The sequence below is a fragment of the Planctomycetota bacterium genome (assembly GCA_035384565.1).
In the GTDB taxonomy this organism is placed as follows: domain Bacteria; phylum Planctomycetota; class PUPC01; order DSUN01; family DSUN01; genus DAOOIT01.
This window is the reverse complement of the sequence record DAOOIT010000044.1, coordinates 1-18,964: the sequence shown is the minus strand read 5'-3', so window position 1 is coordinate 18,964 and position 18,964 is coordinate 1. Positions and strand designations below refer to the sequence as shown.

The following is an 18,964-nucleotide window of genomic DNA, read 5'->3' as shown; positions in this document are numbered from 1 at the left end:
TGCCGCCGCCTGTGCAAAGGGCTCTCGAATGCAGCGACGCCTCCGTCCGAGGCGTCCAGAGCTCCTGTTCTTCTCCTGCCCGGGTGTTGGAGTGACCACGTGGCGATGCATGTCCTGGTGTTCTTGGCGATCCTCGGGTTCGTTCTGGTCTTGGGCCTGACGAGTCCGGCCTGGGGAGAGGCCGGGTCTGCCGGCACGCCCACGGGGCTTGCCGGGCAGGTCCAGCCGTTCGTGGACCGCCAGGAGCTCGCGGGCGCCGTGATGCTCGTCGCCGACGGGCGCAAGGTTGTCGCCGTCGAGGCGGTGGGTTGGGCGGATATCGCGGCAAAGAAGCCGATGCGAACGGACTCCCTGTTCTGGGTCGCCTCGCAGACCAAGCCGATCACGGGCGCCGCGCTGATGATCCTGGTGGACGAGGGGAAGGTGAACGTGGACGATGCCGTCGAGAAGTACCTTCCCGAGTTCCGAGGGCAGATGCTCATCGCCGAGAGGGACGACGACCACGTTCTCCTCAAGAGGCCGAAGCACCCCATCACGGTGAGGAACCTGCTCACCCACACCAGCGGCCTGCCCTTCAAGTCCGCCCTGGAGGAGCCCACGCTCGATCTGTTCCCCCTGCGGGCCCGCGCGCGCAGCTACGCGATGACGCCGCTGGAGTTCGAGCCCGGCACCAGGTACCAGTACAGCAACGCCGGCATCAACACGGCGGCCCGCCTCCTCGAGGTCGTGGCGGGAGTGCCCTACGAGCGATTCCTCGACGAGCGCCTCTTCAAGCCGCTGGGCATGGCCGATGCCACCTTCTGGCCCACCGCCGAGCAGGCGGCGCGCATCGCCAGACCCTACAAGCCGGGCCCCAACAACCAGGGCCTGGAGGAGACGACCATCGGGCAACTCCACTACCCGCTCACCGACCGCGTCGAGCGTTTCCCGATGCCAGCCGGCGGCCTGTTCGCGACTGCGCACGACCTGGCGCGTTTCTACCAGATGCTCCTCAACGGCGGCCAGCTCGACGGGCGGCGCGTTCTCTCGGAGGCCGCCGTGAGACAGATGACCAGCCGCCAGACGCCGCCCGGGCTTCAGGAGAGCTACGGGTTCGGCATCGCCGTCGGCGACCACTTCTTCGGCCACGGCGGGGCGTTCTCGACCAACTCATGGGCCGACACGGCGCGCGGCCAGGTCTTCGTGTGGCTCGTGCAACACGCCGCTTTCCCCGGCGAGGGTGCGAAAGCCCAGGACGCCTTCAAGAAGGCGGCACTTGAGGCGTTCGCCGCCAGCAGGCCCGCTGGCAGAAAGCCCTGACCCGCGCCCAGCATTCCGAGGAAGACGACCGTGGCCTCACGGCTCCTGTGCATCCTGTGGGGGATCGCCATGGCACAAACGGCACGCGGCGGAGCGAGCGACCTGGCCCCGATGGTGGGACAGCCCGCGGATATTGCCCCGAGCGCGTACCTGTACCGCCAGGATCGCGCTCCCGCGGAGAACCCGCCGGAGACGGAGATTCTCTTCTCGGCCCTCCCGCACAAGAAGGCGGGCGTCCTGTGCGGCCTGTTGTGGGAAGAGCCGCGCCCCGTGAGCCGGGTCGAACTGCTCTGGCCGGCCGACGCCAAGCGGATTCCCTCGCCCGGCGCTGTCGCCCTGCGCTGGCTGCCGCACGGCGACAGCTCCAGTTGGTGGTCGCGCCGCGGCGGCGAGATGCGCACGGTCGCGAACCCTGAGGCATCCGCCGACGGCCGAACGTGGGTCTACACAGTGGATGCCGCGCGGCAGGACGGCGCGATGGACAACCTCGTCGTCGCGCTGCGCGACGGCGCCGAAGCGCCGCCGGAGGGCTACGCGACCCCGGCGGTTCGTGTCCTCACGCCCCAGACGTGGAAGCTCGTTGACCTGGAGATCGAGTGGGGCTTCCAGGCCGGTCGAGAGAAGCCGCCATCCGAAGGGACGGTGGAGGTCTACAACGGCATCCTGGGCAGAACGCGGCCGCTTGCCGACGGCGGGCTGCCGGCCGGCGGCCCGCGGCACGGCTTCGCCGTCTCTGTGCTCTACCTGGGCTCGACGCTGAATACCCCGGTGTGGCGGCAGCACGCGCGGCTGGAGGATGCCAATCGCACCATTGTCACCGTGCGCGCCGGCGCGGGCGGCTTCTCGTTCTTGCCCGCCGACCTGGAGTCGGGCCCTATTCTGGCGCCTGAGCACGGCTTCTTCGTACGCGCCACGGCCCGGCACAAGGCAGTTGCCGCCACACCGACGACGGGGGCCGCTGCGCCCGCCGGCCTGCTGACAGAGAAGGTGGATGCCATCGCGGGCAGTCCGGCCATCCGAGGCTGGGGCAGCAACGCCACCCCCTGGTTCGGCGGCAACCCGGGGGAGACGCCCGTGACGGCGGGCACGTTCACCCTGCCCGCCCGTTGCGTGGCGATGCACCCCGGCCCCACGCGGCCGGTCGCTGTGGCGTGGCGAAGTCCGATCAAGGGCAGCGTGAGCGTGAAAGGCAAGGTGGCGGGGGCCGATACGAAGGGCGGCAACGGGATCGAATGGTGGCTCACGCTCGAGGCGAGGGCCGGGGCGCGAACCCTGGCCACAGGGGCCACCGAGCGCGGCGGCACCCAGGCGGTCGCCGCAGGGGAGGCCCCCGGCCTTTCTGTCGAGCCGGGCGACCTGGTCTCGCTGGTCATCGGCCCCAAGGGCGACCACTCGTTCGACACCACGGTCGTCGAGCTGGCTATCGCCGAGGCCGGCGGCAAGGCTCGAGTGTGGGATCTGACGAAGGACCTCGTAGACAGCGTCCAAGCCGCCAATCCGCACCCCGACTCGCTCGGCCACGCGGCCGTGTGGCACTTCTACTCCCCGGAACAGGTTCCTCAGACGGAGGCTGCCGCCGCGGTCTTCGCATCGAAGGCCGCGAGCGCGCGCGAATTCGAGAAGGAGCTGGCCGCGCGGGGCCCCCAGACCATCCGCCAGCGCGTGCGCGAACACGCCGAGCAAACATGGGAAGGCGCCATGCAAGCCCTGCACCCTGGGGGAAACTGGCCACCGTACCCCAAGCCCGACTTCGAGCCGCCCGCGCAGATTGACGTGCCGGACACACGCCTGACCGACGCCTGGCGCTGCGGCGCCTGGCACCTGCTGCGCGTGCTGAAGAAGGACGCTCATGGGCGCTACATCCATCGCGACTTCCCCTACGACGCCCTCGCCCACGAAACGTTCCTGATCCTCCGGGCTCTCGACCTTCAGGGCATGCACCAGGCGGCCCGCGACGGCCTGGCCCGATGGCTCGAGCGCGACGAGAAGCAGCCCACGAAGATGGACGGCCTCTTCGCCGACACCGTCGGGGCGATGAGCGGCGTGGAGTGGGACTGGCAGCATGGCGGCGGCCCCGGCGTGATGCAGTGGCAAATGGTCGAGCACTACCGGCTCACGGGCGACAGGGACTGGTTCGCCCGCGCGGCCCCGAAGCTCCAGGCCAACGCCGACTGGATGATCCGCCAGCGTCACGCCTACCTGAAGGACGTGCCCGGGCGCGACCGGCTCTGGATCCACGGCCTGCTGCCCCCTCACAACATCTGGGACAGCACAAACTGGCGGCCGTGGTACGAATCCAACGCCAACTACTGGTTCGGCCTTCGCCGCTACGCCGAGGCCATCGCCGACCTGGACCCCGAGCTGGGCAGCAAGTACGCCGCCGAGGCCGATGCCTATGCCAGAGACATCCTGGCCGCGGTGGACAAGTCGTTCACGCTCTCGCCCGTGGTGCGGGTGCGCGACGGCACCTATCGCTCGTTCCTGCCGCCCACGCCGTACATGCGCGGGCCCGCGAGCCGCTGCATCCCCACCTCCTTCGGCCCCGCCGAACACACGCCCGGGCTCTACCCCGATGCCATCCGCGGCGGCGTGCATCTCATCAATCTCTCGGGCCTGCTGCCCGCCTCCGACCCGCGTGCCCAGGGGCTTGTGGACGTGCTCGAGGATCGCCTGCTGCTCGAACACCACCGCTTGCCCATGCGCACGCCCGGCTACGACCCCGAGAAGCACTGGTTCAGCCACGCCGGCTGGTACTACCAATGCGGTATCGAGCGCACCGCCAACGTGCACCTCCAGTGGGACGACGCGCCCAACTTCCTCCGCTCGTTCTACAACCAGTACGCCGTGGACATCGTGGTTGGCCCCTACACCTTCAACGAACACACCACGCGAGGGCCCGAAGACAAGTCGTTCGAGGAAGCGGCGTTCCTGGACCGGCTGCGGAACATGCTCGTGATGGAGGAAGGCGACGCGCTGTGGCTGGCTCGCGCGACGCCGCGGGCCTGGCTGGCCCAGGGCAAGCGCATTGCCCTGCGAAACATGCCCACCCACTTCGGCGCCGTCGCCTGCGAGATCATCTCGGACGCCGACCACGGCCGGATCACGGCCACCATCGAGTGCCCCGCGCGGAGGGCGCCGAAGGCCCTGTTGCTGCGGCTCCGCCACCCCGCCGCCGCTCCGATCAGGGGCGCCACGGTCAACACGCAGGCGTGGAACGACTTCGACGCCGGGAAGGAACTCATCCGCCTGCATGGCGTCGGGGGAACCGTCCACGTCGAAGTGCAGTACTGAGGCCCCCCTCTCTGCCCCGGGCGCGGGCTTGACACGGCACGCAGCCCGCGGGACAATACGTGTAGGTCAGAAAGGGGACCATGCCATGTGGGACTACACGTCCAAAGTAATGGACCACTTCCGCAACCCGCGGAACGTGGGCGTCATCGAGGACGCGGACGGCATCGGCGAGGTGGGCTCGCTGGCCTGCGGCGATGCGCTGAAGCTGACCTTCAAGCTCGGCCCCGACGGGCGGATCGCCGACGCGAAGTTCCAGACCTTCGGCTGCGCCAGCGCCATCGCCTCCTCGTCGGTGCTCACCGAGATGATCAAGGGCATGACGCTCGACGAGGCGGCCAAGGTGACGAACCAGGATATCGCCGACGTGCTGGGCGGCCTGCCCGAGCAGAAGATGCACTGCTCGGTGATGGGCCGCGAGGCGCTCGAGGCGGCCATCGAGTACTACCGCAGCGGCGGCAAGAAGACGGCTCACGTGCTCGAAGGGCGCGTGGTGTGCACCTGCTTCGGCGTCACCGAGACCGAGATCGAGCGGGTCATCCGCGAGAACAACCTCCACTCGGTCGAGGAGGTGACGAACTACTGCAAGGCCGGCGGCGGTTGCGGCGGCTGCCAGGACGAGATCAAGGCGATCCTCGCCCGTGTGCATGGCGAGCCCGTGAAGCTCGAGGCCCCCGAGCCACCCCGCCCGCGCCTCACGATGATGCGCAAGATTCAGCTCGTGCAGGAGGTGCTCGAGCGCGAAGTGCGCCCGAGGCTCCAGGAAGATGGCGGCGACATCGAGCTGATTGACGTGGACGGCAACCGCGTGATCGTGGCGCTGCGCGGCCACTGCGCCATGTGCCGCGCCGCCGAGTTCACCCTCGACGGCTTCGTGGGGGCCAAGCTCCGCGAGTTCGTCTCGCCCGACCTCGTCGTGGTGGAGGACAAGCCGTGAAGACCATCTATCTGGACAACAACGCCACGACCCGCGTCGCGCCCGAGGTGGTGGAGGCGATGCAGCCTTTCTTCGGCGAGCTGTACGGCAATGCCTCCTCGATGCATAGCTTCGGCGGGCAGGTGCGCAAGCACGTGGAGCGCGCGCGCGAGCAGATGGCCGCGCTGCTGGGCGCCGACCCGTCCGAGATCGTCTTCACGAGTTGCGGCACCGAGAGCGATAATGCGGCGCTCCGCGGCACCCTCGAGGCTCTGGCCGGCCGCAAGCGGCACGTCGTCACCACCCGCGTCGAGCACCCCGCCGTGCTCTCCACCTGCCGCTACCTGGGCACCAACGGCTATCGCGTCACCGAGCTGCCCGTGGACCGCGAGGGGCTGCTCGACCTCCAGATGCTCGACGACTGCATCACCGACGACACGGCCCTCGTGTCGGTGATGTGGGCGAACAACGAGACGGGTGTGATCTTTCCCATCGGCGCCATCGGCGAGATCTGCCGCCGCAAAGGGGTCACCTTCCACACCGACGCCGTGCAGGTCGTCGGCAAGCTGCCGATTGACCTGTCGCAGGCGCCGGTGGACCTGTTGGCCCTCAGCGGGCACAAGCTGCACGCGCCCAAGGGCGTGGGCGTGCTCTACGTGCGCAAGGGCACGCGGCTCGCGCCCTTCATGCTCGGCGGGCACCAGGAAGGCGGCCGCCGGGCCGGCACCGAGAACGTGCCCTACATCGTCGGCCTCGGCGCCGCCGCCGAACTCGCCGCGAAGCACATGAAGGAAGAGGTCACCCGCGTGCGCGCGCTCCGCGACCGCCTCGAAGAGGGCATCCTGGCCACCTGTCCCGACGCCCACGTGAACGGCCGCCGCGACCGCCGCCTGCCCAACACCGCCAACATCAGCTTCGAGTTCATCGAGGGCGAGTCGATCCTGATGGACCTCGATGCCCTGGGCGTGTGCGCGTCGTCGGGCTCGGCCTGCACCTCGGGCTCGCTGGAGCCCAGCCACGTGCTGCGCGCCATGGGCGTGCCGTTCACCGCCGCCCACGGCTCCATCCGCTTCAGCCTCAGCCGCTACAACACCCAGGAAGAGATCGACTTCGTCGTCGAGCACACGCCGCGCATCGTGCACCGGCTCCGCGCGCTGTCGCCCTTCGTGCCTCGCGACAAGGCCTGACCTGCCCGGTTCACGAACTCGGCAACGGCGGGCCGCAATGCGCATATCGGGCGCCCTGTGGGCGGGAAGAAAGGACGCTATGCCAGCTCCTCGCACGGCCATCCAGCTCGACCTGCGCGACAGCGTGGCCACGGCGCTCGTGCCGCTGGCGGCCGGCACGACCGTGGCCCTCGAGGTGGCGAGCGTGACGCTGGCCGCCGACATCCCCCGCGGCCACAAGTTCGCCGTCCGCGCCATCGCGAAGGACGAGCCGGTGCTCAAGTACGGCCAGCCGATCGGCCGGGCCACCAGGCCCATCGCCCCCGGCGAACACGTGCACGTGCACAACGTCGAGAGCCAGAGAGCGGTGAGGGGCGAGGGCTGAGAGCACGGCTCCCGGGTCGGGGCGCCAGCAGCGTGTGGCGGCCGGCTTGTGGGCGGGGCGTCTCTGCCCCGCGGGGCACGGAGGCCCCACCCGCAGCGGCCAGGAATCAGAGGGTGCTGCTCAGAAACGGAGTTCCGCAATCCGCAATCCGAAATCCGGAATCACCATTCAGGCTTACCCGCGCCCCAATGGCGCCGTGGGCGTGAGAAACCATCTGCTCGTGTTGCCCACGGTGGGCTGCTCGTGCCACGTGGCGGCCAGGATCGCCGAGGCCGTGCCCGAGGCCGTGGCGATCAGCCATCAGCACGGCTGCGCGCAGATCGGCGACGACGCGGCCGCCACGTTCCGCACCCTGGCCGGCACGGGGGCCAACCCCAACGTGGGCGGGGTGCTCGTGGTGGCGCTCGGCTGCGAGCAATGGGCGGCCGAGGCCTTCGCCGACGAGATCCGCAAGGCGGGCAAACCGGCCGAAGTCGTGGGCATCCAGAAGGAGGGCGGCACCACAGCCGCCATCGCCCGCGGACGCGAACGGCTCCGCGCTCTCGCCGCCGAGGTGCTGCGGCAGGTGCGCCAGCCCTGCCCGCTCGACCGCCTGGTGCTCGCCATGGAGTGCGGCGCGTCCGACGCCTTCTCGGGCCTCACGGCCAACCCGCTGGTGGGCGAGATCGCCGACCGCGCGGTGGCGGCCGGCGCCACAGTGATGGTTTCCGAAACCACCGAGTTCATCGGCGCCGAGCACCTGCTGGCCCAACGCGGAGCCATCCCCGAGATTGGCGAAGACGCCCGCAAGATGGTGCTCGACTGCGAAAAGGTCTGCCGCTTCTACGGCGCCGACCTCACCGGCTCGAACCCCTCGCCCGGCAACATCGAGGGCGGCATCACCACCATTGAGGAGAAATCCCTCGGCTGCGTGCACAAGGGTGGCCACAGCCCCATCGAGGAGGTGCTCGACTACGCCGTCGCCCCCACCAGCCGCGGCCTGGTGCTTATGGACACGCCGGGGAACGACATCGAGTCGGTGGCGGGCATGGTGGCCGGCGGCGCGACGCTGGTGCTCTTCACCACGGGCCGCGGCACGCCGCTCGGCTGCGCCGTGGCGCCCGTCCTCAAAATTGCCACCAACACGCCCCTGGCCCAGTGGATGAGCGACAACATGGACTTCGATGCCGGCCCCATCGCCGAGGGGCGCGAGACCATCGCCGAAGCCGCCAACCGCCTCTGGGCGTTGATGCTCGACGTGGTGAACGGCCGCCTCACCCGCTCCGAGGTTCTCGGCCACCGCGAGTTCGGCATCCGCCGCACCGCCCCCACGCTGTGACAAGCATCTGGGGGAACCTCTTGGCAAGAAGTTCCCCCATACCCCCTCAAGAACTCTCAAACTGGGCGGCGGCATTCGAGCCTGCCTGACGACAAGGCCGCTGGCCCGTGTCAGGGTGCGACGCTGGCCGCGGCACGGCTCGAATGCCGCCGCCTGAGTCAAGAGTTCCTGGGAAGGAGGAGGCATGGGGGAGGAAGCCTTCTTGCGAAGCAGGGCTTCCTCCCCTACATTTTCACTGCCCGCGTTCTTTCCATTCGCCCCAGAGGCCGCGTTTGGCGGAGCGCGCGTCGCGCTGGAGGCGCAGGAACTCCGCCTTGCGCGCCGCGTCGAACGCATAGCCGGTCATGGCCGCGCCATAGCCCTGGCGGATGATCTCGGCGTTGACGAACACCTCGCGGCCGTCCTCGCCGGGCACGAAGAGGTAGGCGAGGAGGCGGCCGTACTTGTCGCGGTGGCCGCTCGCGGCGTTGGCGGGGTCGAACTCCAGCCGGCACATCTTGCCCTCGCACAGGCGGCGGGTGAAGGCTTGCGCGCGCTGGCCGAGGGCCTGGATGGTGCGCCGGTCCTGCCCCGTGCGTCGCGCGTCGCGGTCGAGCTTGTCGGACTCGTGGAGCTCTGGCGTGTCCACGCCGATGAGGCGCAGGGTGTGGTCGGCGCCGTCGGCGCGCACGTGCAAGGTGTCGCCATCGGAGACCTTGCTCACCATGCCCTGGGCGGGCACGCCCGTGGGGGGCTGGCGCGTGGTCCAGTAGGCCGCGGCGGCGGCGACGAGCGCCGCGAGGAGCGCCACCGGACCGCGGGCCGGGATTCTGCGGCTGCGTCGTCGCGCCATACTCCACCTCCGCGGGCTAGAGCGGGTAGTTGGGGTCGGGCCACTGGCCGGGGTCGCCGCCGGGGAGCACGTGGCGGCGCATTGCGGCGTCGGTGAGCGCGTAGCCCCAGTTGATCAGGCAGCCCTGCTCGAGCGGGCTGAAGGGGTTGAGGCGTGTGCGGAGCGACTTCAGCGACGCCGTGAAGGCGGTGTCGCGCGTCATCGCCGTGGGCAACTGATAGTCGTTGATGTGTGTGCTGATGCCCCAGTAGGTGCCGCGGCACACCTGGCGGCGGAAGGCGGTGATGAGGTGGCGCTTGCGAATCGCCCGGGCCTGCTCCGAGAGGAGATTCTGCACGCGCGCCGTGAGCCAGGCCCACACGGCGGAGGGCCGGGCCTCGAGGGTCAGCGGGGCGCCGGCGTCGCTCACCAGCACGGTCTCGTAGCGGTCCCAGATCGCCTCCAGGCCCAGGTTGTCGTAGACGCCGCCGTCGGTGAGCACGAGGCGCGAACGAAAGGCCGCGTCGCCGAAGGCCCGCGTTCCCTCCAGGTCCACCCACTGTTCGGGACTCGTCTTGATGATCATGGGCGAGAGCACGGGCGGGAAGGCGCTCGAGGCGGCCACGGCGTCGGCCAGCCCGATGTCGGGGGCTGGAAGCATTCCGACCTTGTAGTCGGCCAGATACTCCTTGCCCATCCGCACGCTGGCGCCGGTCTGGAGGCTCGTGGCGTAGAAGATGAAGCGCGGCGCGCGGGGGCCGGCGTCGGGGAGGTCCTGGAGCGTGGCCTTGCCGAAGAGGTGTTGGCGATAGCGGCTGGCCGCGACGTCGGCGCCGCTCACCCCCGGCAGCATGCCGGCGAGGCCCGCCGCCAGGTCCACGTGGCGCGTGCAGAACGCGCGCAAGGGCGCCGCGATCTCCTCGCGGAAGTTCGTGGCCACGCCGTCGGCGTCGAACGCCAGCCGGCTCCATCGGTGGGCGAGGACGCCCGCGGTGATCGAGCCGCCCGAGACGCTGGTGACGACGCTCAGGCGGCGCAGGAGGCCGAACTCGTTGAGGCGCCAGAGGCTGCCCAGGTGGAACAGCGTGGCGCGGAACCCTCCGCCCGAGAGCGCCAGGCCCGTGCCCGGCTCGCGCGAGGAGTGGGTGGTCATGAGCACGCGCTCCGCAACCGCGGAGAGGGTCGAGAGCCGCGCCGGGCCGCTGTGCCCTTGCGGCAACGCCGTCCACCATAGCCGCGCAAGGCGGGGGAGTCAATCGGCGCGGGAGGCTGGCCGGACTCCCGGGCGATTGCGCCTCGGCCGGCTTCGTGCTATACTGCCGTTCAACATCGGACCACACCCCAGGCCCGCCGGAGAGGTCGCCTGCACATGGCCGAAGGGTCGCTGAAGAGCATCACCGTTCACATGATTGGGAACGCGCACATTGACCCCGTGTGGCTGTGGCGCGCCGCGGAAGGTTTCGACGAGGTGCGCCGCACGTGCGCCGCGGCGCTCGACCGGATGGAGGAGACGCCCGGCTTCGTCTTCTGCCGCTCGTCGGCGGCGACGTATCAGTGGCTCGAGGAGCACGAGCCGGCGCTCTTCGAGCGCATCCGCCAGCGCGTGGCCGAGGGGCGCTGGTGCGTCGTGGGCGGCTGGTGGGAGCAGCCCGACTGCAACCTCCCCTGCGGCGAGTCGTTCGTGCGCCAGGCCCTCTACGCCAAACGCTACTTCCAGGCGAAGTTCGGGGTGGACGTGCGGGTGGGCTACAACGTGGATTCGTTCGGCCACGCGGGCACGCTGCCGCAGATCCTCAGGAAGTGCGGCCTCGACAGCTACGTCTTCTTCCGCCCCGGGCCGCACGAGAAGACGCTGCCGGCCGGCCTGTTCCTGTGGCAGGCGCCCGACGGCTCGCAGGTCGTCACGTGCCGCCCGCCGCACCACTACTGCTGCGGCCCCGACGAGATTGCCGCGCGCATCCGCACCGCGGCCGAGCAGGCGCCGCTGGGCCTCCGTCACGTGATGTGCTTCTACGGCGTGGGCGACCACGGCGGCGGGCCGACCAAGGCCAATATCGCGAGCATCCTGGCCGCCCAGGCCGACCCGGCCGCGCCCAACGCCGTCTTCAGCACGCCGCAGCGCTTCTTCGACGCCGTGGCGGGCGAGCGGGACCGCCTGCCCGTCGTGGCCGACGAGCTCCAGCACCACGCACGCGGCTGCTACAGCGTGGTGGCCGCGATCAAGCGGGCCAACCACGAATGCGAGGAACTGCTTCTGGCCGCCGAGCGCTTCGCAGCCATCGCCGCGGCGGCCTTCGGCGCCGAGCCGCAGCAGGCCGCCCTGCGCAAGGCCTGGGAGACCGTGCTCTTCCACCAGTTTCACGACGTGCTGGCCGGCACGAGCATCCCCGAAGCCTACGACGACGCCTGGCCCCTGCTCGACGCCGTGCGCGAGACCGCGCTGAAGGTGATCACCGACTCGCTCGCCCTCTGGGGCCGGAACGTGGACACCACGCGCGGGGCCTCGCCCGTCGTGTTTTTCAACCCCCTGGGCTTTGACCGCGACGACGTGATCGAGCTTCACCCGCAGGACGACGCGCCGCAGATCGCCGTCTTCGACGAGCAGTTCAACGAGGTGCCCGTGCAGCGGGTGGAGGGCCATCTGGTGTTCCGCACGCGCCTGCGCTCGCTCGGCTTCGCCTGCTACCACCTGAGCACCGAGCACGCCCCGAAGACCGACGGTTCGGGCCTGGTGGTGACGCCGGTCTCCATGGAAAACCAACACCTGCGCCTCGAGATCAGCCCTGAGACCGGCGCGCTCAGCGTGCTGCACCGAAAGCCTGAGGGCGCCAACCTGCTCGCTGGCCCCGGCGGCGCGCTCGTGGTGCTGCGCGATCTGAGCGACACGTGGAGCCACGACGTGGCGAGCTTCCGCGACGAGGTCGGGCGCTTCGAGCCCGCTGGGCCGCCCGAGCTCCTCGAGGCCGGCCCGGTGCGCGGCGCGCTCCGCGTGCGCTATCGCTGGGGCCGCTCCACCGCCGAGCAGACCTTCTACCTCTACGATGGGGCGGCGAAGGTGGACGTGTGCCTGGTCGTGGACTGGCACGAGCGCCACAAGATGCTCAAGCTCGCGTTCCCCACGGCCATCGAGCGGCCGGCCGTCACGGCCGAGGTGCCCTATGGCAGCATCGCGCGCACGGCAAACGGCGAAGAGGAGCCGATCCAGCGCTGGCTCGACCTGTCGGGCACCGTCGGCAGCCAGCCGGCGGGGCTGGCCGTCCTCAACGACGGCATCTACGGTGCCGACGTGCTGGGCGCCGAGATACGCTTGAGCCTGCTGCGCAGCCCCATCTATGCCTTCCACGACCCGCGCAAGCCCGAGCCGGGCGTGGAATACCAGTACACCGACCAGGGCGAGCACATCTTCCGCTACCGCCTCGTGCCGCACGCCGGCTCGTGGCAGGACGCCGGCGTGGCCCGCGAGGCCCAGGCCCTCAACGTGCCGGTCTTCTACCGCTTCGAGGACGTGCAGGACGGCATGGTGTCGAGCTACGGCTCGGCCGTCGAGGTGAAGCCCGACAACCTGCTGCTCACCGTGCTCAAGAAGGCCGAGGAGGGCGACGGCCTGATCGTGCGCTTCGTTGAGACCGCCGGCCGCGAAACCCCGGCCCGCGTGGACGTGCATTTCGCCCAGGCCGCCTGGACGGGCCGCCTGAGACCATTCGAGATCAAGACCCTGCGTTTCGACCTCGACGACCGGAGCGCCGTCGAAGTCAACATGTTGGAGCGCGACGTGTGACAAGGAGGTGCGGCATGCGGGCAAGATGCATGGGTTGGCTGGCGGTGTTCGTGGTGGCGGCTGGTGTCGTGGCGGAGGCCGGAGCCAAGCGCCACATCGTCTACTTCTCCCAGACCGAGGGCTTCCGACACGGCGAAGGCATCGCCGCCGTGCTCCAGGTGCTCAAGGACTGGGGGGCCAAGAACGACGCGTTCGACGTCGAGGAGTGCACCGACTGCTCGAAGTGGACGCCCGAGTACCTCGGCAGGTTCGACGCGATGGTGAGCTACGGCGGCGGCGAGCTGACCAAGGTGACGCCGCCGCTGACCGACGAGAACAAGAAGGCGCTGATCGAGTTCGTCAAGGGCGGCAAAGGCTTCGTGGGCATCCACTCGGCCAGCTACATGTGCCCGGCCACCAAGTGGCCCGAGTACAACGAGATGGTCAACGGCGTCTTCGTGAGCCACCCCTGGAGCCAGAAGGTGCGGGTGATCGTCGAGGACCCCAAGCACCCCGCCTCGGCCAATCTGGGCGAGGCCTTCGAGGTGCAGGACGAAATCTACATGTTCAACCCGTGGTCGCGCGAGAAGACCCACGTGCTGATGAGCCTCGACAACGCCTCGGTGGACGTGACGAAGCCGGGCCTGCGCGAGGACAAGGACTTCGGCATCGCCTGGTGCCACCCGTATGGCAAAGGCAAGGTCTTCTACACGGCATTGGGGCACGGCAAGAACGTGTGGGCCGACGAACGCTTCCAGAAGCACCTGGTCAACGGGCTGCTGTGGGCCATGGGCGATCTGCCGGGCGACGCGCCTTTGGGCACCGACGGCAGGCCGAAGAAGTGATGGCGGATTGGGGATTTGGGATTGCGGACTGCGGCGCCGGGGCGCCCGGATCGCGAGGGCGACATGCAACCCCGAAGTGCCACGCCCACCCCTGAGCGGGACGAAGGGCCTCTCGTCGCGCCGGCCCGGCTGTCGCAGGAGGCGGGCCGTGCCCTGCTCGAGGCCGCCCGAGCGCGCCTGGCCGCGGGCGCCTCGAGCGTGCGGGTGGACCTCCGCGGCGTGGAGCGGATGGACACGCAGGGTGCTGCCTTCCTTCAGCTCGCGGCGCGCACGGCCCGCGAGCGCGGGGCCGAGCTGAAGCTCGAAGGCGCGCGGGGCCGCGCCGCCGAGCTGCTGGAGCTGGTCAGGCCGGCGCTCGAGGAAACGCCCCCGAGCCCGCCGCCGTCGGAGGGCCTCCTGGAACGGCTCGGGGGGCGAGCCTTCGCTGCGCGGGACGAGTTGCGCGCCGCGGTCGCGCTGGCGGTGGACCTGCTCTACTGGGCCGTGCTGGCCCCGCTTCGCGGCAAGGGCCTGCGCTGGGGCGCGCTGCTCGACGAACTGCACGAGATGGGCGTGCGGGCCCTCGGCATCGTGGCGCTGCTGAACTTCCTGCTCGGCGTGATCATCGCGCTGCTCTCGGCCGCGCAGCTCAAGCAGTTCGGGGCGACGATCTACGTGGCCGATCTGGTGGTGGTGGCCTTCGCGCGCGAGCTGGGGGCGTTCCTCACCGCCATCATCGTGTCGGCGCGCTCCGGCGCCGCCATCACGGCCGAGCTGGCCACGATGCGGGTGCGCGAGGAGATTGACGCCTTGCGCTCGATGGGGCTGAACGTCGCGCGCTTCCTCCTCGTGCCGAAGCTGTGGGCACTGCTGCTCGCCGTGCCGGCGCTCACCGTGCTGGCGATGGCCGCGGGCAACGCGGGCGGCTCGTTCGTGGGCATCAGCATCCTGGGCGAGAGCCCCGTGGCCTGGTGGAACGAGCTCGTGGCCGCGGCGGCGCTGGGCGACATCCTCCAGGGCCTCTTCAAGAGCGGCATCTTCGCCGTCATCATCGCCCTGGTGGCCTGCCACAACGGGCTGCGCGTCGAGGGCGGCGCGCGCGGCATCGGCCTCGCCACCACGCGGTCGGTGGTGATTGACATCTTTCTGATCATCGTGGCCGACATGGCCTTCGCCACGTTCTTCTTCTTCGTGTGAGGCGGCATGGACCCGGTGATCGAAGTCGAGAACCTCGTGGCCGAGTACGGCTCGACGCGCGTGCTCGACGGCGTGAGCTTCACTGTGCCGCCCGGCGAGATCCTGGCCATCGTGGGCGTGAGCGGCTGCGGCAAGACCACGCTGCTCCGCCACCTCATCGGCCTGCTCCGGCCCGCCAGCGGCACCGTGCGCCTGTGGGGCCAGGACATCGCGCGGATGGAGGAGGACGAGCTGGACCGCTTCCGCGCCCGCTTCGGCGTGTCGTTCCAGTCGGACGCCCTGTTCGCCTCCATCTCGGCGGCGGAGAACGTGGCGCTGCCGATGCGCGAGCGGGGCCTGAGCCGCGACCTGATCCCGGCGCTCGTGGCGATGAAGCTGAGCCTGGTGGGCCTGACCCACGCGGGGGGCAAGATGCCGGCCGACCTCTCGGGCGGCATGCGCAAGCGCGTGGCCCTGGCCCGCGCCCTGGCGCTCGACCCCGAATTGGTCTTCTTCGACGAGCCGTCGGCCGGCCTCGACCCCGTGACGGCCGCCGGCCTCGACCAGCTCATCCTGCGCCTGCGCCGCGTGCTGGGCATCACGGTGGTGGCCGTGACGCACAGCCTCGAGTCCATCCGCACCATCGCCGACCGCGTGCTCATGCTCGCGGGCGGCACGCAACGTTTCCTCGGGCCGCTCGCCGCCGTGGACGAATCGCCCGACCCCGAGGTCGCCCGCTTCTTCCACCCAGGGGCCGATGCGGCCCCGCCGCACGCCGCTCCCCGTTGAGGAACCCGTCCCGTGGCTACCAAGCGACAGAAGACCGAAGTCGGCATCTTCCTCCTCGGCGCGCTGGCGCTCTTCGCCATCGTGACCGTGACCCTCACCGGCCTCCAGCGCCAGCGGCTCGACCGCTACCACGTGGAGTTCGAGGAGAGCATCCCCGGCCTCACCGAGGGCTCGCGCGTCAGCTACCGCGGCGTCACCGTGGGCAAGGTGATCGACCTGCGCGTGACCCCGGAGAACAAGGTCGGCGTCACCCTCGGCATTGACCCCACCAAGGTCACCGTGCGCCAGGGTATCCGGGCCCGCTACAGCCTGCTCTCGATCTTCGGCCCCTACGTGGTGGACCTCTCAGGCGGCACCGACCGCGAGGCCCCGGCGCTCGAGCCGGGCTCGTTCATCCCCGTCCAGCCCTCGCTCATGGCCGGCCTGGAGGAGACCTTCGCCGACACGGTGCCGCTCACGCTCCAGCGCGCCACGAAGCTCATCGAGCGCCTCGACGAGGCCCTCTCGAAGGTCAAGCCCGATGACATCCCCACCCTCTTCCGCCGCGCCGAGGAGGCCCTCGCCTCGGCCCACAAGGCCATTGAGGAACTGCGGGCGCAGACCTCCACCCTCGCCGCCTCGCTCGACAAGGCCATCCGCTCGGCCCAGGCCGAGTTCGAGAAGACCGCCGGCGCTGTGGCCGATGCCGCCAAGGAGCTCCAGAAGGCCGCCGACGCCACGGGCACCCGCGCCCAGAAACTCCTCGACACGGCGCAGGCGGCCCTCGACGAGAACCGCAAGCCCCTGGCCGACGCGGTCCGCCGCCTCGGCGACGCGCTGGCCAAGGTCGAGGGCCAGCTCGAGGGCCTCGACCTGGCGGGCACGAACAAGAGCCTCCGCGAGGCCGCCGAGAATGTGGGCAAGGGCGCCGCCGACGTGGGCGCCGCCGCTAGACTCGTCGCGGCCGGCCGCGACGACGTCCGCCGCTCGCTCGCCAACGTCGAGCGCGACCTCTCGCGCTCCCTCGAGGAGCTCGACGGCGTGCTCCGCGCGGCCCGCGAACTGCTCGAGACCCTCGAGCGCGACCCGTCGGCCATCCTGCGGGGCAGGCGAGGCGAGCCGTGACCATGACACGCAGCAGAGGGGAAGAACCGATGAGGAGAACTGCCCGGGGGCGGGTCGCCGCCCTGTCGTTGCTCGCGAGCCTTTGTGCGGTGCTGCCGGCCGGCTGCGCCTTGTGGCCGCGGCCGCTCGCGCCCATCCACTACTACAGCCTTGACCCGCCTCCCCTCGCGCCCGCGCCCGGCGCCGGCGGCGCGGCCCGCGGCGTGCTCGCCGTGCGCGCGCTGGGCGCCGCCTCGCGCTACCGCGAGCGCATCGTGTCGCGCCGCGGCGCCGCCGACGTCGAATACCACGAGTACCACCGCTGGGCCGAGCCGCCCGCCGAGATGCTCACCGCCGTGCTCCGCCGCGCGCTGGAGGCGGCCGGCCTCGCCGCCGCCGTGGTGGACGACCGCCTGGTGCGCCGGAGCGACTTCGTGCTCGACGGCCGCCTGCTCCGCTGCGACGAGGTGCGCGGCGAGGGCGCCTGGGCCGCGGTGTGCGAGGTGGAACTCGTGCTCAAGCACGCCGAGGACGGCAGCCTGTTGCTCGCCACCCGCCTCGTGGCCCGTCACGAGGCCAGGGCCCGCACCACCGAGGCGTTCGTCGAGGCCATGAATGCGGCCGCCGCCGACGTGGCGGCCCAGGCCGCCGAGGCCGTGGGCCGCGCCCTGGCCGCGCACAAAGCGTCCAAGTGACCGTGCGGGTCAGCCACCCGTCGCACGTCGGAAGAGTCTCCTGAGGAACCCGCCGCCCTCGCGCTTCGCCAGGTCGGCCTCCAGCCAGGCCCTGTGCTTGAGTTCCTCCTGCATCAGCAGCTCGAAGGTCTGGCGCACGCGGGGGGACGTCGCCAGGTCGGCCAGGGTGGCGTAGAGGCGCGCGGCGCCCTTTTCGGCGCGGATGGCGTAGCGATAGGCCGAGGCGATGTCGGTGATGCCGCGGGCCTCCAGCGTCGCCGAGGCCGGCCGCGGCACGGCGAGGGGGCCGCCCGGCCCCAGCGCGGCCGCCGCCCCCTGGCGCAGCCGCGCGAGCTTCCTGTAGTGGCCGTCCTCCTCGCTCGCGAACCTGGCGAACAGCGCCTTGAGCTTCGCCGACGGCGCCTGCTGCTCCAGCGCGCGGTAGAGCGCCGCCGCCTTCAGCTCCGCCGCCATCGCGTAGTCCAGCGCCTCGTCCACCGACTTCCACGACTGGCTCACCACAGGCTCCTCTCTCAGGGCTCCGCGGGCGCAGGCCCGCCGGGGGCCGGCCGGCCGCGTTCGCCGATCCTGGCCAGAAAGTACTCGAAGGCGTCGGGCCACAGCAGCACGCCGTTCACCGAGCCCACGGGTCCCCACGTCCACGCCCCGCCGCGCAGCCCGCCCTGGAGATACAGGAACTGGTGCACGGCCTGGCGGCTGCACCCCTCGTCGGTGAAGCGCTGCTTCGTGCGGCTCGGGTCGGGCACCGTGCGGTCGGCCGCCAGCACCTCCAGGCGCAGCGCCAGCGGCGTCCACTCCGCGTAGCTGAAGCCCCAGAGGTCCGTCAACTCGAAGAGCGACAGGTTGCCGCGCGCGGACTTCAGGTCGGCGATGATCGCGTGGCCTTTGGGGCTGGCGCCCGCCTCGGCGATCAGATCAGTTGCCGTCGCGTGCCACGCGAAGGTCCTGGCCTGGGGCGCGAACCGCGCCACGAACGCGTGGACGAGCCCGCCGCTCGTCCCCGCCAGCGACAGCTCGCGCAGTTGCACGAAAGCCGCCGCCCCGCCCGGCTGCTCGCGGCGTTCGTAGAGCACAAACGGCATCGCGCGCCCCCTGCGGCCTGCCCCATCGCCCGCTGCTCGATCTCAGGGACAGGGTATTGGCCCCCCCTTCTCGCCCCCCAAGTTCATTCTACGGCCAGGCGCGGCGGAATGCAAGGACGGCCCGACGCCGATCCCCGGAGGCCGCGGATCTCGTCGTGATAACCCTTGCCGTCCAGTGATAGGGCGTGCGTACCTGCACGCAGGACCCTGGACACCGCGCACCAGCCCAAGACGGCGGGTCTCAGTCACAGGTAATCAAGCAAGATTCTGCCCTCTAGTCGCCCGGCTTCGGCGCCGCGGCGGCCTCCGGCTCGACCGCACGGGTGCGGGCCGGAATCGTAGGCAGGGTGATTGTCTCTGGAGCCTGAAGGGCTC

At 70.7% G+C, this 18,964-nt stretch carries 16 protein-coding genes; 12 read left to right on the top strand and 4 right to left on the bottom strand.

Annotated elements, in window-relative coordinates:
- Window positions 1-105 precede the first annotated feature (105 nt).
- The 6 genes from PLE19_16060 to PLE19_16035 all read left to right on the top strand — a co-directional run bounded on the left by PLE19_16060 (window position 106) and on the right by PLE19_16035 (window position 8,372).
- Window positions 106-1,299 carry a serine hydrolase domain-containing protein gene (locus tag PLE19_16060; protein HPD16469.1) on the top strand — a complete coding sequence of 398 codons (1,194 nt, stop codon included), beginning with the start codon at window positions 106-108 and terminating at the stop codon, window positions 1,297-1,299.
- A gap of 30 nt (window positions 1,300-1,329) precedes the next feature.
- Window positions 1,330-4,590: a hypothetical protein gene (locus PLE19_16055; protein ID HPD16468.1), complete on the top strand. Its 3,261-nt coding sequence runs from the start codon at window positions 1,330-1,332 to the stop codon at window positions 4,588-4,590.
- 85 nt (window positions 4,591-4,675) lie between these two features.
- A complete protein-coding gene (gene nifU, locus PLE19_16050) occupies window positions 4,676-5,524 on the top strand; it encodes a Fe-S cluster assembly protein NifU (GenBank protein HPD16467.1) in 849 nt (282 codons plus the stop codon).
- Window positions 5,521-6,690, top strand: coding sequence for a cysteine desulfurase NifS (gene nifS, locus PLE19_16045; protein HPD16466.1), 1,170 nt, complete (start codon window positions 5,521-5,523; stop codon window positions 6,688-6,690). Before nifU ends, nifS begins: the two co-directional genes overlap by 4 nt.
- Window positions 6,691-6,769: 79 nt before the next feature.
- Window positions 6,770-7,054: a UxaA family hydrolase gene (locus PLE19_16040; GenBank protein ID HPD16465.1), complete on the top strand. Its 285-nt coding sequence runs from the start codon at window positions 6,770-6,772 to the stop codon at window positions 7,052-7,054.
- A 160-nt stretch (window positions 7,055-7,214) separates the two neighbouring features.
- Window positions 7,215-8,372 carry a UxaA family hydrolase gene (locus PLE19_16035; protein HPD16464.1) on the top strand — a complete coding sequence of 386 codons (1,158 nt, stop codon included), beginning with the start codon at window positions 7,215-7,217 and terminating at the stop codon, window positions 8,370-8,372.
- A gap of 232 nt (window positions 8,373-8,604) precedes the next feature.
- On the opposite strand, the gene PLE19_16030 is transcribed toward PLE19_16035, so the two are convergent.
- A complete protein-coding gene (locus PLE19_16030; GenBank protein HPD16463.1) occupies window positions 8,605-9,204 on the bottom strand; it encodes a thermonuclease family protein in 600 nt (199 codons plus the stop codon).
- 16 nt (window positions 9,205-9,220) lie between these two features.
- Window positions 9,221-10,336, bottom strand: a complete 1,116-nt coding sequence (locus PLE19_16025) for a patatin-like phospholipase family protein (GenBank protein HPD16462.1) — start codon at window positions 10,334-10,336, stop codon at window positions 9,221-9,223.
- A 216-nt stretch (window positions 10,337-10,552) separates the two neighbouring features.
- Here PLE19_16025 and PLE19_16020 point away from each other — a divergent pair, with 216 nt between their 5' ends.
- From PLE19_16020 to PLE19_15995, 6 genes are all read left to right on the top strand, one after another.
- Window positions 10,553-12,961, top strand: a complete 2,409-nt coding sequence (locus PLE19_16020) for a glycoside hydrolase family 38 C-terminal domain-containing protein (protein HPD16461.1) — start codon at window positions 10,553-10,555, stop codon at window positions 12,959-12,961.
- Window positions 12,962-12,975: 14 nt separating this feature from the next.
- Window positions 12,976-13,785 (top strand): ThuA domain-containing protein, encoded by an 810-nt coding sequence (locus tag PLE19_16015; GenBank protein HPD16460.1) that lies wholly within the window; start codon window positions 12,976-12,978, stop codon window positions 13,783-13,785.
- A gap of 63 nt (window positions 13,786-13,848) precedes the next feature.
- Window positions 13,849-14,961 (top strand): ABC transporter permease, encoded by a 1,113-nt coding sequence (locus tag PLE19_16010; protein ID HPD16459.1) that lies wholly within the window; start codon window positions 13,849-13,851, stop codon window positions 14,959-14,961.
- Window positions 14,962-14,967: 6 nt separating this feature from the next.
- On the top strand, window positions 14,968-15,729 hold the full coding sequence (locus PLE19_16005) for an ATP-binding cassette domain-containing protein (GenBank protein HPD16458.1): 762 nt from the start codon (window positions 14,968-14,970) through the stop codon (window positions 15,727-15,729).
- Window positions 15,730-15,741: 12 nt separating this feature from the next.
- A complete protein-coding gene (locus PLE19_16000; protein HPD16457.1) occupies window positions 15,742-16,833 on the top strand; it encodes an MlaD family protein in 1,092 nt (363 codons plus the stop codon).
- A 29-nt stretch (window positions 16,834-16,862) separates the two neighbouring features.
- Window positions 16,863-17,507 (top strand): ABC-type transport auxiliary lipoprotein family protein, encoded by a 645-nt coding sequence (locus tag PLE19_15995; GenBank protein ID HPD16456.1) that lies wholly within the window; start codon window positions 16,863-16,865, stop codon window positions 17,505-17,507.
- Between the two features lie 9 nt (window positions 17,508-17,516).
- Here the strand turns inward: PLE19_15995 and PLE19_15990 are convergent, their stop codons facing one another.
- Together PLE19_15990 and PLE19_15985 are read right to left on the bottom strand one after the other, a co-directional pair.
- Complete coding sequence (locus PLE19_15990; GenBank protein ID HPD16455.1) at window positions 17,517-18,005, bottom strand: ferritin family protein; 489 nt, start codon at window positions 18,003-18,005, stop codon at window positions 17,517-17,519.
- A gap of 14 nt (window positions 18,006-18,019) precedes the next feature.
- Window positions 18,020-18,589, bottom strand: a complete 570-nt coding sequence (locus tag PLE19_15985) for a hypothetical protein (GenBank protein HPD16454.1) — start codon at window positions 18,587-18,589, stop codon at window positions 18,020-18,022.
- Window positions 18,590-18,964 lie beyond the last annotated feature (375 nt).